The sequence below is a fragment of the Williamsia sp. z71 genome, from assembly GCF_059553375.1.
Genome location: NZ_JCANWX010000003.1, coordinates 136,040 through 148,261, shown reverse-complemented (window position 1 = coordinate 148,261; position 12,222 = coordinate 136,040). Strand labels below are relative to the sequence as shown.

The following is a 12,222-nucleotide window of genomic DNA, read 5'->3' as shown; positions in this document are numbered from 1 at the left end:
ACACCGGTCATCGCGGCAGCGGTTTGAGACCGATCATCCGGCGGTCCGACGAGAAGATCCACCCGTCGTCGTGCCGTATGGTCGCGCCACCTGAGGCGAAGGTTTCGGGATCGGAGTCGATGGCAAGGAATGGTGCCGTCCACACCACCCGGCCGGTCTTGACATCTAATGCGGTCAACGCGATCCCGTCGGTGCCGACGAGCACGTTGTCGCCGGCCGCTGCCGGCGTCATCGTCTCAGCTGTGTCATTGTGCCACAGCTGTTTTCCTGTCCAAAGGTCGATGCCGGTCTCATTCGCCCCGTCGCGCAGATAGATTATGTCGCCAGTGATGGCTGTCACGGCTCCCTGTGTCCCGTTGTCGCCGGTCACGAGGTCGATGTTGGTCCAGAGTCGATCGCCGGTGGTGCGGTCGTATGCGGAATCTCCCATCAAAATGGGTGCGTCGGTGCCCGACAGCTGATCGAGCGCCGGCCGCTGCACTGCGGCGCTCTTCACTGTTGCGAGCACCTTGCCGTCAGGGCCTCGGAGCAACTGCTCGGAGACTGCGTTGTATGTCTCGCAATCGGTATTAGACTGCGCCACAACACCACCGGATTCCAGACTCGCGGCGTAGATGCACTCGTCGCCGGTGTTCCACAGCTCAGCACCGGACTCGGCATCGAATTGCGCCATCTCGATCCCCGTCTGAACGGCACCGACGCCGTCCGTCACGGTCAGTACCTCGCTGTTGAACACCGAATCCCATCCGGCGCCGATGTCGAAGCTCTGCGACCAGTTGGCCGAGATGTCGTCGTAGTTGCCCGAATGGACTCGGACGTCGTTGTCTTCGGGATTGCCTTCGGCGGTGTAGAGGGTGTCCGAGGTGGTGGTGATACCAAAGACCGACTCGTCGACCGTCCGCCGTTCGACCTCCCCCGATTCGATGTCATAACGGACGAGCTCATAGCCTTCATTCATTGCGTAGCAATAGATCTTGCCGTCGAGCGGTTCCTCGCTGCATTGCTGGAGATCGGTCGCGGGAGCCTGCCAGCGGACCGTCCCATCGTCGGGATCGATGCCGATCATGACGGCGTCGTCGAGGGTGTAACCGTCGTTGGGGATGCCGGCAATGGTCATCAGGGTGTCATCCACAAGGATGAATCCAGGGAAACCGGAGTTGTAGGAGGACCCCCCGCGCGGGTCGGAGAAATCAGCGAACGGACGGTCGAGATACTCGGCGGCATCGAGGGACCAGGCGAGTCCGGGAGCTTCCGCAGTGGTCGCGGTGATCTTCTTGACCGGTGTCTGAGAATGGTGGTTCACCAATATAAATCCCGCCGCGGTGAGGGTCACAACGGCAGCTGCCGCGGCGGCGACGAGTTGCCAGGTGCTCTTGTCGGGCACGTCTACAGTTCCAATCCGGGTGTGAGCGCGATTGATTCGAGTTCATCGAGCGGGAGAATCTGATCGGCGCTTGCTGCGCTGGAGCTGACGGAGATCCTCGTCCCGGCGGGCCGCGTCACGACGACGGAGTTCGACATCTGTGTTGTGGATTCTTCTGGCTTGTTCATCGGGAAGGACGAGTAAAAGGACCGCTCGGTCTGCACGACGGTCCCGTCCTCGAGTGTGCGGAGCGTCTTCTGTCCACCCGAACCCGGTTCCGGGCGTTCCGGGGCGGGAAGGGCCTGACCCCCGGTGATCGAAATATTCAGATCCACACCTGCTTGTACATCCGAAATCCCGGTGCACAGCGTCTGGTTTCCCCCGAGTTGCAAGGGTTTCAGCTTCGGACCGCCGAGATCAACTGTCGCGAGGACCGCGTCGAGCTTACGTGCCTGCTCACGAGAGACGGCCGGGCCGTTGGTCTCGGAGTAGCCATAACACTCTTCCGGCGGGGGCGGGGTCCCAGCTGGAACGGCCGTGGTGACGCGGAGCCGTGGATCTGCGACGATGCGCACCAGATCATCAACGGTCAAGGGTATTTCACCGCTGTTCTCCTGCCGCGTGGCCCCGAAACTGTCGCTGGCGCTTGCGCTGATCCAGGATCCGTCGGCCACGTATGCCTGTGCCGACCTGCTGAGGGTGCGAACGCCGTTCACTTCCCGCCAGGTGTCGTGCACATCGACCACCGTGCCGTCGGCCAGGGTGCGACGCTCGTCGAGATGCCCTGCGACGCACGGTGGAATCGGTGCGGACTTCTGTTGTACGCCGATGTACAAACTCCCCTTTGCTTTCCCGTTGACCACGGAACCCGACGCCGATGTATATCCGTCCGGCGCCGAGTCGGAGTCGCCGAAGTCGGTGATCGGTTGAAAGATCAGCGAGCGTTCTGGACTCGCGAACTCGATCTCGGCACTGCCAGGCAATGTTTCGGCTACTGCCTGCGACATTGCGGTTGCTTTGGAGCCGTTGAACCAGGGAAATTTGGGGTTGTCGTAGGTTTGCTGGCTGCCTGTCATGACCGAGATCGCACTGTAGCCACCGAACTCGTCAGGTTGCTCGATGACGTCGCATCCGGGAATGTCAGCGGTCAGGTCGACAGGTTCTTCCACCATGTCGAAGTCTTCGGGCGCAGCGGGTTCTGGCTCCGCGGTCGACGACGTTGGAGCCGTCGTCAGTTCCGGTTCGGGCTCAGATTGTAGGAGTCCCGCCATCACGACCCCGAGCGCGAGGACGGAGATGATGACCAGCGCGAAGGTCCACGCTTCTTTCTTGCGCGACGAGATGTGATCGTCCATCGGTCTCCCCCTGATCGTGGCCGCTACAGAAGCCATGTCGTCACGACCAGCAAGTTCGTTACGCGAAGCAGGATTCAGTCGGACCGTCAGTCGAGTAGTCGAATACACGCCCTTTCGGTGGTGTGCGGTGTCAGTCTGGAAAGGACGCGGCCATTGCGGTATCGGCGAACGTGCCGCACAAACAATCCATGGAGGAGCGATGACTGATCCCCGCAAAAGTTCGACCACCACAGCCCCGCCGAAGGACGACGTCTCCAACGCTGAACTCGTCCGCTGGGCATTGGGTCGCCTCAACGCCCGGGACATCACCGGTCTGCGCAGGTTCTGGACCGCCGACACGATCGTCGATTTCCCAACCGGGACATGCCGTGGAGCCGACGCCATCGCCGCTTACTTCGAGGAGGTCTTCGCGGCTGTGCACGACTTCGACATGGAGGTCGTGTCGGTCGCCGGGTCCGGCAAAGACGTTCTGGTCCACTGGCATCTGACCGGTCGGCATGCCGGTACTTTCGTCGGGGTGGCCGGAACCGGACGGCCGATCGCCCTCGATGGTTTCGACCACTTCGTCATCGCGGATCGGAAAGTCGTCACCAACACGGTGCGCTATGACCAGATGGAGTTTGCGCGTCAGATCAAGATGCTGCCCCCGGATGGGTCGAATGCGGATCGCGCAATGAAAGCTGCCTTCAACGTCAAAACCCGTGTCGCGGGGAGGGTTCGCCTGCGCTGACAGAAGCGCTGATCGCCGGGCGGCTATCGATGAACCCGGTGTCAACGGACGTGTTGTCTCGAAGTCCAATGACGATTCGGGCTACTAGAGCTACGCGAGCTGCTACTGATCTAGGTTCCGGCAGTTCATTTGGACAGTCGTGTGTTGATCACCGGGGTGAGCGCGCCGTCGATCAGGAGTCGGTCACTTGTGGCGATCGTGAATCCCCGGCGCGCAGCCTGGGCGACGATCATTCGGTCGAATGGGTCTTTGTGATCCCAGGGCAGGCGGCCGGCGGTGGCCGCGTCCGCCGAATCGATCGACAGGCCGGTAGCGCCCATGGCCGCCAGTGTGTCGTCCCAGACCGACAGGAGCGCGTCGCCATCGAAGCGGCCGATACGGGTTTTGATTGCGATCTCCCACGTAGATGCCGCCGACACGAAGAGCTCGTTGGACCTATCGGACAACAGATCGCGAGCGGGTGATGCGATTCTCTCGGGGGCTGTCACCAGCCACAACAGCGCGTTGGTGTCGAGCAGAATCGACGTCACCGGGCGTCGTCCCAAGCCGACAGTTCAGACTCCGGCAGTGGTTCATCGAACGAGTCCGGAATGACGAGATGCGGCAGCTGTCCGAATGTTCGTGGAGTGGCATGGACGGGGGAGAGTACGGCCACCGGCCGGCCATGATTGGTGATCGTCACCGAGATGCCGGACCTTTCGACCTCAGCCAGAACTGCGTTGAGGCGCGTTTTGGCCTCTGTGCTGGTGATCATCTTCATGGAACCAATTTACACCAGTGAAACTAGTGCGAATAGTCCAAATAGGCCTTGTCATCGATCGCGCCAGGAGGTTCCACGCGTCGCAGAAAGTGCAACTGTCTGAGCCAGACTCCGTTGACCCGTAGGGGAGGATCGGGAGTCAACGGGCAGGAATTGAATTGCTGGTATGCCACTATTCGACCCGGCGTCCGAGGCAAACTCGATATCGGCAAACGGCAGGAGTTCGGCAGCGCAGATGGACGTGATCAACGAATTCGTCACCGCCCAGGCCGGCGCGCTGTGGGTCTACCCGGTGCTGTTCGCGTTGTGCGCCATCGACGGGTTCTTCCCGCCGCTGCCGAGCGAGTCGGTCCTGATGACCTTGGCGTCGCTGTCCGGATCGACGGGTCGGCCATATCTTTCGGTGCTCATTCTGGTCTCGGCGCTGGGTGCGATCGTCGGGGACAACATCGCCTACGAGATCGGGCGAAGAGTGGGCGCAGATCGCTTCGCGTGGATGCGCAAACCCAAGGCACGTGAGGCGCTCACCCGGGCACGCCACGGGCTCGACAAACGCGGCGTGGTGATCATCCTGACGGCGCGCTACATCCCGATCGGCCGGGTCGCCGTCAACATGACTGCCGGTGCCACGCACTACCCACGAAGAAAGTTCGTGCCCCTCACCATCGTCGCGGGTGTCACCTGGGCGCTGTACGGGGCCCTGATGGGACGGTTCGTCGGTGATTTCTTCGACGATCAACCACTGATCGGTGCGGGCGTCTCCATCGTTGTCGCTCTGGTATTGGGCGTTCTGCTCGATCGCGCGATGAAGAGGTTCCACGCGGTGCGGGAGGCTGCGGTTGTGGACCCCGACTCGGGGGAGCCCGAAAAGGGCGTCAGCTGACCAGAGAGTTGTTGCACGTGAAACATTGCCGCCGTCGGTGGTGGTGAATGTGCCGCATCTGTTCCGTTGGGCTGAATTCATGTGGTCCCCGCCACATCCCGGTTCCTAGTCTCGGTCTATCCGAGGAAGGGATCCGGAAAATTGCAGTCTCTCGCTTGCCACACCTGTGACGCTCGCGTGTCCGTCGCGAAGTACAGCCCCGCTCACACGAGCATCCAATGGACCGCCGAGGCCTCCCAGACGTGCCGGGAGATGGCTGCGGCCGCTGCCGTCGATTGCGGTGGCTACCTGCTGCGCTGTGAAGCGCTCGATCGCACGGTCGATGAAGCGGTGAAAGACGGCAAGATTCCGATGACCACTCGTTCTGAGCCGGCCGTCCGGCCCCTTGCCGCAGAAGAAGTCTTCACCGCCTCCCGGTGATCGCCGTTTACTTTCAGCCTGTTTGACCTCCCTACCCACCCCATCTGGAGAACCCCATGACCGTCGAGCAAGAGCGCATCGAGATCCGAAACATCGACACCGGCACCAATCCAACACGTTTCGCGCGTGGCTGGCACTGCATCGGTTTGGCAAAGAACTTCCGTGACGGTAAGCCGCATCAGGTCCGCGTCTTCAACACCGAGCTGGTTGTGTTCGCCGACTCGACCGGCAAGATCAACGTGCTCGACGCCTTCTGCCGGCACATGGGCGGCAACCTCGCCCGGGGCGAGATCAAGGGCGACACGATCGCCTGCCCGTTCCACGACTGGCGCTGGAACGGCAAGGGCCGCTGCGAATCGGTTCCCTATGCCCGCCGCACCCCCAAGGTGGCCCGCACGAAGACCTGGACCACGATGGAGCGCAACGGCGTCCTGCTGGTGTGGAACTGCCCGCAGGGGACCGAACCGACTCCAGAGCTTGCGATTCCGGAGATCGAGGGCTACGAAGACGGACAGTGGAGTGACTGGACGTGGACGACGATTCACGTCGAGGGATCGCACTGCCGTGAGATCGTCGACAACGTCGTCGACATGGCCCACTTCTTCTACGTGCATTACCAGATGCCGGAATACTTCAAGAACGTCTTTGACGGCCACGTGGCCGGTCAGCACATGCGCTCGTACGGACGCGACGACATCAAGACCGGCGTGCAGATGGATCTTCCCGAAGCCCAGACGATCTCGGATGCGTTCTACTACGGCCCCTCGTTCATGCTCGACACGATCTACACCGTGGCCGACGGTTCGACCATCGAGTCCAAGCTGATCAACTGCCACTACCCGATCGACTCGAACTCGTTCGTGCTGCAGTTCGGCACGATCGTCAAGAAGATCGATGGCATGACCGATCAGCAGATGGCCGATATGGCAACGCTTTTCACCGACGGACTCGAAGAGCAGTTCGCGCAGGACATCGAGATCTGGAAGCACAAGTCTCGCATCGAGAACCCGCTCCTGACCGAAGAGGACGGCCCCGTCTACCAGCTCCGTCGCTGGTACAGCCAGTTCTACGTCGACGTCGAGGATGTCACCCCGGACATGACCCAGCGGTTCGAGTTCGAGGTCGACACCACCCGTGCCCTCGAGAACTGGCACAAAGAGGTCGAGGAAAACCTCGCAGCTCCCCAGGAGTGATGCCGTGCCTCTCGGCCCTGCCACTCCGATGGTGCAGGGTCGAGAGGTCAGGTGTTGCGGTGGCGCATCCCGTCGACGAACACGTTGATCACGGTGCGGGCCAGATCGGCAAAAGTCTGCTCGGGGCTCGGCCGGAACCAACGTGAGGCGTGCCAGAACGAGTCGTAGAGAAGTTCTTGAAAGAGCTTGGGGTCGACGTCGGTGCGCAGGTCGCCGGCGGCAACGCCTTCGGTGATGGCGTCGCGCCAGGCAATCTCCATGGTGTCGGCGGTCGCCGCCATATCGGCCTCGACCACACGTTCACGCATGTAGTCGCCCTCGCGCCGCCAGATCGAGGTGGCCCCGTGGTACTGCTCGCTCGTCTCCAGCGCGACCTCACCAAGCGCCACCAGGCGTTCAACAGGTGGCAGCTCCCGCGCCAACACGTCGTTGCACCGGGCCGACAGATCTTCGATGTACTCGCGGATGAGTTCGGTGACGATCGCTTCCTTGGACGGGAAGTAGTGGTAGAGCGCGCCGGAATAGACGCCCACCGCTTCAGCGATCTCGCGAATAGTGGTTGCAGACACGCCTTTTCGAGCAAAAATCTCAGCTGAGCGATCCAGGATCAACTTCCTGCGTTCTTGCGGATCCACGGCAATACCCCTGTCGGATGCGGGCATTGGGTGCCCACGCGCTGCTGATTGTGCCACATCCGTTGATCAAATGATCAATGGGTCCGAAAGTTCACGTTCCCAAAGGAGTATGCATGACTGCCCCCGGCCCCGATCCTTCTTTCCAAGCAGGCGCGCTGAACGGCCACTCCGCCATCGTCACCGGCGCCGGGCAGGGGATCGGACGCGGTATCGCCCTGGCGTTGGCGGCGGCCGGCGCGCAGGTGGCGGTCGTCGGCCGGACCGAGGCGACCATCGGTGCCGTGGCCGAGGAGATCGTCGCCCGCGGTGGTCGTGCGGTGCCATTTGTCTGCGATGTGACCGACGGCGGTGCGGTTGAGGTGCTGGTGCCGGCGATCGTAGCCGAGTTCGGCGGAATCACGGTGCTGGTCAACAATGCCCAGACCGCGGCACCGGGATTGCTGCTCGAACTCGACGAGGCCACCTATCGGGAAGGCATGGAATCGGGCCCCACCGCAACATGGCGCATGATGCGGGTCTGTCATGAGTATTTGAAGGATGGCGGATCGATCGTGAATCTCGGGTCGGCGGCCGGCATCCGTTGGAACCCTTCGGGCACCGGCGGCTACGCGGCGGCAAAAGAAGCTGTCAGGGTGTTGACCCGAACTGCTGCATGCGAATGGGCGGCCGACGGAATACGAGTCAATGCGATTCTGCCGCTGGCCAATTCGAAGACGATGGAACAGTGGGCCGAACACGAGCCCGAAGCTGCCTCGGAGTATCTCCGCACGGTTCCCCTGGGGCGCCTGGGAGATCCGGAGGCCGACATCGGTCCCGCCGCGGTCTTCCTGTGCAGCGATGCCGCCCGGTACATCACCGGACACACACTGGCCGTCGACGGTGGGCAGGCGCTCGTCCGCTAGGTTGCAGCGCCCACCGGGTCATCCGGCTCGGCGGGCGGATCCGCTGTCGCCCAGGGATTGCCAGATCGCCCTGGCCGCGGCCCGCAGGGGCATCGCCAAGGTGACGGTGTCGACGCTGCCGGCCGGCCCGGTGACCGACAGGGCGCCGACGCAGGTGCGGGTGTTGCCGATCGGGGCGGCCACGCACGCGACACCGGGCACGGAGTCCTCGCATTCGTACGCCACGTTGCGCTGGCGGATGTGGGCGATCTCGTGGCGTAGCCCGTCGTTGTCACCCACGGACTTCAAGGACGCCACTGCCGAGCGGTTGCGCATCGGATCGACCCCGGAGTGTGCGATGAGCGCTTTGCCGAGCGCGGTCCGCAAGGCCGGTTGGCGCCCGCCGATCCGTGAGGGTAGCGCGACCGGACTGCATCCGACTTTGTCCAGGTAGCGGACGTCGTTGCCGTCGAGAACCGCTAGGTGGACCACCAATCCGGTCGTGGCGTGGAGCTCGTGCAACACCGGATGCGCGGCCCGGTGCAGGCTGTCGTGCTGTTGGGCGAGCGCGCCCCACTCGAACATGGTGCGGCTCAACCCGTACGACTGGCCGTGCCTGCTCACCCAACCGAACTCGACGAGTTGCGAGAGCAGTCGGTGGGCCGACGAACGCGGTAGTCCGGTGCGACAGGACAACTGGGACAGGGTGAGTTCGTTGCCGTCACGGAACTCATCGAGCAGACCAGCGACCCGGTCGATGACGGCCGGGGAAAAGTCGTCGCCGTTTCTCACGTAAACCTCCATCGGTCAGCAGGCCGGGGCCGTGGCCTGCGAGCGCTTGAGGATCGTATTGATCAAGCGCTCAATCAATATTGATATGACGATAGCAGGACTGTGACGTAGGTCAAACCGGAATCGTGACGTGGGTCTCGGGCCCGGAGATTTCCGGTCGGATCACAGTGGGTGACGCTCAGGCAGAGAGCTTCGATGCCACCAGGTCGGTGGCCTGGACCAGGTCGCGGTGGGCACCTTCTGGTGTCCGTCCTGCCGGTCCGGTTAGCGAGAGTGCGGCGATCTCGCCGTTGTGTGCGGCAAAGGCGATGGCGACGCAACTCACCTGCTCGCCGGCGGCGCCGTCGAGAACGCGCTCGGCAGCGCCGGGCACTTGGCCGTCGCGATGGGCCAGTAGGGCGGCACCCTCGACGGTTTCATGGGCGGGACGCCGCTGTCCGACGTGGGTGGGAAGTGCTGCGGCCCAACGTCCGCCGACCTTTTCGAGGTAGAGCAGGTCGTCGCCGTCGAGAACCGCCAGATGCACCGCCATCCGGGTGCGCTTGTGCAGTTGGTACATGCTCGCGAGGGCGGCTTGATGAATCCGATCGTGACTCTGTGCAAGGGATCCGAGTTCCGCCAGCTTCGGGCCGAGGTGGTAGGTGGTCCCGGTCCGGTGTATCCAGCCGACCTCGACGAGTTGCAGGAGCATGCGATGGGTCGACGACCGGGGAAAGCCGGTTCGCTCGGCCAGTTCGGTGAGCGTCAGATTGTCGGAATCGCGGAACGGTTCGAGCAGCAGTAGTACCCGTCCCATGACGGTCTGGGGTCGTTCGTCGTCTGTGAGGGTCACGGGCACTCCGAAAGCGATGTGGTGAGTCATTGATTGATCATCCAATCAATGAGTGGATCGTACTGCAGCATCGTTCGACTTGCGAAGGGAATGGGAGCGGACACAGAAAAGCACCGCGACGAAATGTCGCGGTGCTTTTCCGGGGGAAGTGCTCTGACCTGCGGTTCGAGCGGTCAGCCGGCCGCCGGGATGAACGCCTTGAGCGGTTCAGATCCGGACTGGTCATGGCCCCAGTAGGCGTCGGCGGTGATCTCTTCCGACGTGTAGTGCCGCTCGTCGACGAGCATGCCCTCGGTGCCGAATTCGAGGTCCCACCCGCCGGGAGCCCGAACGTAGAACGAGATCATCTTGTCGTTGGTGTGCCGTCCGAGCGTCGACGAGATCGAGAACTTCTGCTTGTTGACCCGATCGAGTGCCTGGCCGACTGCGTCGAGTGTGTCGACCTCGGTCATCAGGTGGACAAGGCCGGGTGCCTCGGTCGGCGGCGCCGGGCACAGCGCCAGGCTGTGGTGCCGCTGGTTGATCCCGAGGAAGCGAACTCGCATGGCACCCTCTTCGTCCAGCCGGATCGAACCGCGCGGAAGGAAGCCGAGTACCTGCGTGTAGAACTCGTACGACTCATCGAACTTCGCGGTCGGCAGCACCACATGTCCCAAGCCGTGCCCGCCGGTCACCCAGCGACCGGCGAACGGCGTCACCACCGGGCTGTGGTCCAGAACCGGTCCGTAGAACACCTCGAGGCGGGTCCCGGTCGGATCGTCGAACGCGATGGCCGCTTCGGCATCGATATACGAGCTTTCCTTGCGCGACAACACCTCAACGGCGCGCCCGGACTTCTCGACGGCCTCCCGCACTCGTTGGAGTGCGAACTCGTCGCGTACCTCCCAGCCGACGGCCAGTGCCTTGTCGGAATCGCCCGGGAGCACCGCGATGCGTGAGCGGCGTTCGTCGACGCGGGCGTACAGCGCGTCCGGCTCGGGACCGCTGCCGACGGCCATACCGAGACCGTCGATGAGCAGTTCGCGCCAACGCGCGACGTCTTGCGTCTGGATTCTGAGGTAACCGAGACCCCGAAGTTCTGTCATGGCTTCTTTCCTTGAAATGCGAAGAGGGTCAGATCATTGCGCGGTATGCGCCCTGCGGGTCACCGCCGAGCTGCGCGAGGGCGGCGGAGTGATAGATCATGCCGGGCACGTGGATGGCATGCGTCAGACCGACATGGGCATCACGCCAGAACCGCTGCATCGGGGTCTTGGTGTGGACCGCGGCGCCGCCGGCACGCGCGAAGATCTCGTCCATCGCACGGACGGCCCGCCACGCGGACGAAATCTGGGTGCGACGGCCGGCCGCCCGCTCTTCGAAGCCGATCTCGATACCGCGATCGGTCTTGTCCCAGAAGCGGTCCACGGTTTCCAGCAATGCCAATCGGGAAGCGTTGATCTCCGCAGCCGCCTCGCTGATCGCGAACAGGACGTACGGGTCCTCCTTGATGGGGACGCCGGTGACCTGCACGCGCTCCTTCTGGGCGGCGACGTAGCAGGCCAGCGCACCTTCGGTCATACCGATCAGCGAGGAGGTGATGCCCAGCGGGAAGATGCAGGAGAACGGGAAGCGGTACAGCGTCTCGTCGCGTCCGGCGTGACGCCAGCCGTTACCGCTGAGCACGATGTCGGCGTCGAGTGTGCGGTGCTCGGGGAGGAACGCATCTTTGACGATCAGGTCCTTCGAGCCGGTGCCACGAAGACCGATGACATTCCAGCTGTCCTGGTCGATCTCGTAATCCGAGCGCGGGAGCACGACGTGTAGCACCTTGCCGGTCCGGTTGCCGTCCTTGTCGCCGACAGCTGCACCGATCATCACCCAGCCGCAGTGGTCGGTGCCGGACGAGAACGACCAGCGACCGTTGAGGATGTAACCACCGTCGACCGGGACCGCGACACCCATCGGCGCGTACGGCGACGCCATCCACATGTCGTTGTCCTCGCCCCAGATCTCTTCCTGGGCTTTGGGATCGAAGAATGCGAGTTCCCACGGGTGGACGCCGACGATGCCGGCGACCCACCCTGTGGCACCGTCGAGCGCGCCGAGCGCCATGATGGTTTCGGCAGCCTCACGGGGATGACCTTCGAAGCCGCCGTACTCCTTCGGCTGGAAGGTGCGGATGATGCCGGACTCACGCAGGTTCTTCGCGGTCGTGTCGGTGAGTCGCATCAACGACTCGCCTTCGGCTGCGTCCGCGCGGATCTGGTCCGCGTGCTGCATGATTCTGTCCAATACCTGGCCCATGGCGTGACTCTTCCTGGAATTCGGCCCGTGACGAGCCGGGGACTGCGTGGGTATTTCTCCACGGAACTGACAAGGCCTGCACGTGATGTGCA

General features: G+C 63.1%; 14 protein-coding genes. 5 read left to right on the top strand and 9 right to left on the bottom strand.

The annotated features are described in order from the left end of the window. Positions 1 to 7: 7 nt before the first annotated feature. Positions 8 to 1,384, bottom strand: coding sequence for an outer membrane protein assembly factor BamB family protein (locus AC51GR_RS08850; protein WP_496324265.1), 1,377 nt, complete (start codon positions 1,382 to 1,384; stop codon positions 8 to 10). 2 nt (positions 1,385 to 1,386) lie between these two features. After that, a complete protein-coding gene (locus AC51GR_RS08845) occupies positions 1,387 to 2,718 on the bottom strand; it encodes a hypothetical protein (RefSeq protein ID WP_496324264.1) in 1,332 nt (443 codons plus the stop codon). A gap of 199 nt (positions 2,719 to 2,917) precedes the next feature. Between AC51GR_RS08845 and AC51GR_RS08840 the strand changes: the two genes are divergently transcribed. Further along, complete coding sequence (locus AC51GR_RS08840; protein WP_496324263.1) at positions 2,918 to 3,448, top strand: ester cyclase; 531 nt, start codon at positions 2,918 to 2,920, stop codon at positions 3,446 to 3,448. A 125-nt stretch (positions 3,449 to 3,573) separates the two neighbouring features. On the opposite strand, the gene AC51GR_RS08835 is transcribed toward AC51GR_RS08840, so the two are convergent. Both AC51GR_RS08835 and AC51GR_RS08830 read right to left on the bottom strand, forming a co-directional pair. Continuing rightward, entirely contained in the window at positions 3,574 to 3,978 is a 405-nt protein-coding gene (locus AC51GR_RS08835) for a type II toxin-antitoxin system VapC family toxin (protein ID WP_496324262.1), read from the bottom strand. After that, positions 3,975 to 4,208, bottom strand: a complete 234-nt coding sequence (locus AC51GR_RS08830; RefSeq protein ID WP_496324261.1) for a type II toxin-antitoxin system Phd/YefM family antitoxin — start codon at positions 4,206 to 4,208, stop codon at positions 3,975 to 3,977. The genes AC51GR_RS08835 and AC51GR_RS08830 overlap by 4 nt, the downstream gene beginning before the upstream one ends. Positions 4,209 to 4,374: 166 nt before the next feature. Here AC51GR_RS08830 and AC51GR_RS08825 point away from each other — a divergent pair, with 166 nt between their 5' ends. The 3 genes from AC51GR_RS08825 to AC51GR_RS08815 all read left to right on the top strand — a co-directional run bounded on the left by AC51GR_RS08825 (position 4,375) and on the right by AC51GR_RS08815 (position 6,704). After that, positions 4,375 to 5,091: a DedA family protein gene (locus tag AC51GR_RS08825; RefSeq protein WP_496324260.1), complete on the top strand. Its 717-nt coding sequence runs from the start codon at positions 4,375 to 4,377 to the stop codon at positions 5,089 to 5,091. Positions 5,092 to 5,268: 177 nt separating this feature from the next. Further along, a complete protein-coding gene (locus tag AC51GR_RS08820) occupies positions 5,269 to 5,511 on the top strand; it encodes a hypothetical protein (RefSeq protein ID WP_496324259.1) in 243 nt (80 codons plus the stop codon). Between the two features lie 56 nt (positions 5,512 to 5,567). Next, positions 5,568 to 6,704 carry a 3-ketosteroid-9-alpha-monooxygenase, oxygenase component gene (locus AC51GR_RS08815; RefSeq protein ID WP_496324258.1) on the top strand — a complete coding sequence of 379 codons (1,137 nt, stop codon included), beginning with the start codon at positions 5,568 to 5,570 and terminating at the stop codon, positions 6,702 to 6,704. Between the two features lie 47 nt (positions 6,705 to 6,751). On the opposite strand, the gene AC51GR_RS08810 is transcribed toward AC51GR_RS08815, so the two are convergent. Beyond that, on the bottom strand, positions 6,752 to 7,339 hold the full coding sequence (locus AC51GR_RS08810; RefSeq protein ID WP_496324257.1) for a TetR/AcrR family transcriptional regulator: 588 nt from the start codon (positions 7,337 to 7,339) through the stop codon (positions 6,752 to 6,754). A gap of 113 nt (positions 7,340 to 7,452) precedes the next feature. Between AC51GR_RS08810 and AC51GR_RS08805 the strand changes: the two genes are divergently transcribed. Then, positions 7,453 to 8,241 (top strand): SDR family NAD(P)-dependent oxidoreductase, encoded by a 789-nt coding sequence (locus AC51GR_RS08805; protein WP_496324256.1) that lies wholly within the window; start codon positions 7,453 to 7,455, stop codon positions 8,239 to 8,241. An 18-nt stretch (positions 8,242 to 8,259) separates the two neighbouring features. Here the strand turns inward: AC51GR_RS08805 and AC51GR_RS08800 are convergent, their stop codons facing one another. The 4 genes from AC51GR_RS08800 to AC51GR_RS08785 all read right to left on the bottom strand — a co-directional run bounded on the left by AC51GR_RS08800 (position 8,260) and on the right by AC51GR_RS08785 (position 12,130). Continuing rightward, positions 8,260 to 9,012: an IclR family transcriptional regulator gene (locus tag AC51GR_RS08800; RefSeq protein ID WP_496324255.1), complete on the bottom strand. Its 753-nt coding sequence runs from the start codon at positions 9,010 to 9,012 to the stop codon at positions 8,260 to 8,262. Positions 9,013 to 9,190: 178 nt separating this feature from the next. Beyond that, complete coding sequence (locus tag AC51GR_RS08795; protein ID WP_496324254.1) at positions 9,191 to 9,844, bottom strand: IclR family transcriptional regulator; 654 nt, start codon at positions 9,842 to 9,844, stop codon at positions 9,191 to 9,193. 173 nt (positions 9,845 to 10,017) lie between these two features. Continuing rightward, a complete protein-coding gene (gene bphC, locus AC51GR_RS08790) occupies positions 10,018 to 10,929 on the bottom strand; it encodes a biphenyl-2,3-diol 1,2-dioxygenase (RefSeq protein WP_496324253.1) in 912 nt (303 codons plus the stop codon). A gap of 28 nt (positions 10,930 to 10,957) precedes the next feature. Then, on the bottom strand, positions 10,958 to 12,130 hold the full coding sequence (locus tag AC51GR_RS08785) for an acyl-CoA dehydrogenase family protein (RefSeq protein ID WP_496324252.1): 1,173 nt from the start codon (positions 12,128 to 12,130) through the stop codon (positions 10,958 to 10,960). Positions 12,131 to 12,222 lie beyond the last annotated feature (92 nt).

Bases quoted from the DNA above. Each gene is read 5' to 3' on its own strand.
- AC51GR_RS08845 (WP_496324264.1), bottom strand. From the start codon at position 2,718: ATGGACGATCACATCTCGTCGCGCAAGAAAGAAGCGTGGACCTTCGCG.
- AC51GR_RS08840 (WP_496324263.1), top strand. From the start codon at position 2,918: ATGACTGATCCCCGCAAAAGTTCGACCACCACAGCCCCGCCGAAGGAC.
- AC51GR_RS08825 (WP_496324260.1), top strand. From the start codon at position 4,375: ATGCCACTATTCGACCCGGCGTCCGAGGCAAACTCGATATCGGCAAAC.
- AC51GR_RS08830 (WP_496324261.1), bottom strand. From the start codon at position 4,208: ATGAAGATGATCACCAGCACAGAGGCCAAAACGCGCCTCAACGCAGTT.
- bphC (WP_496324253.1), bottom strand. From the start codon at position 10,929: ATGACAGAACTTCGGGGTCTCGGTTACCTCAGAATCCAGACGCAAGAC.
- AC51GR_RS08805 (WP_496324256.1), top strand. From the start codon at position 7,453: ATGACTGCCCCCGGCCCCGATCCTTCTTTCCAAGCAGGCGCGCTGAAC.
- AC51GR_RS08815 (WP_496324258.1), top strand. From the start codon at position 5,568: ATGACCGTCGAGCAAGAGCGCATCGAGATCCGAAACATCGACACCGGC.
- AC51GR_RS08785 (WP_496324252.1), bottom strand. From the start codon at position 12,130: ATGGGCCAGGTATTGGACAGAATCATGCAGCACGCGGACCAGATCCGC.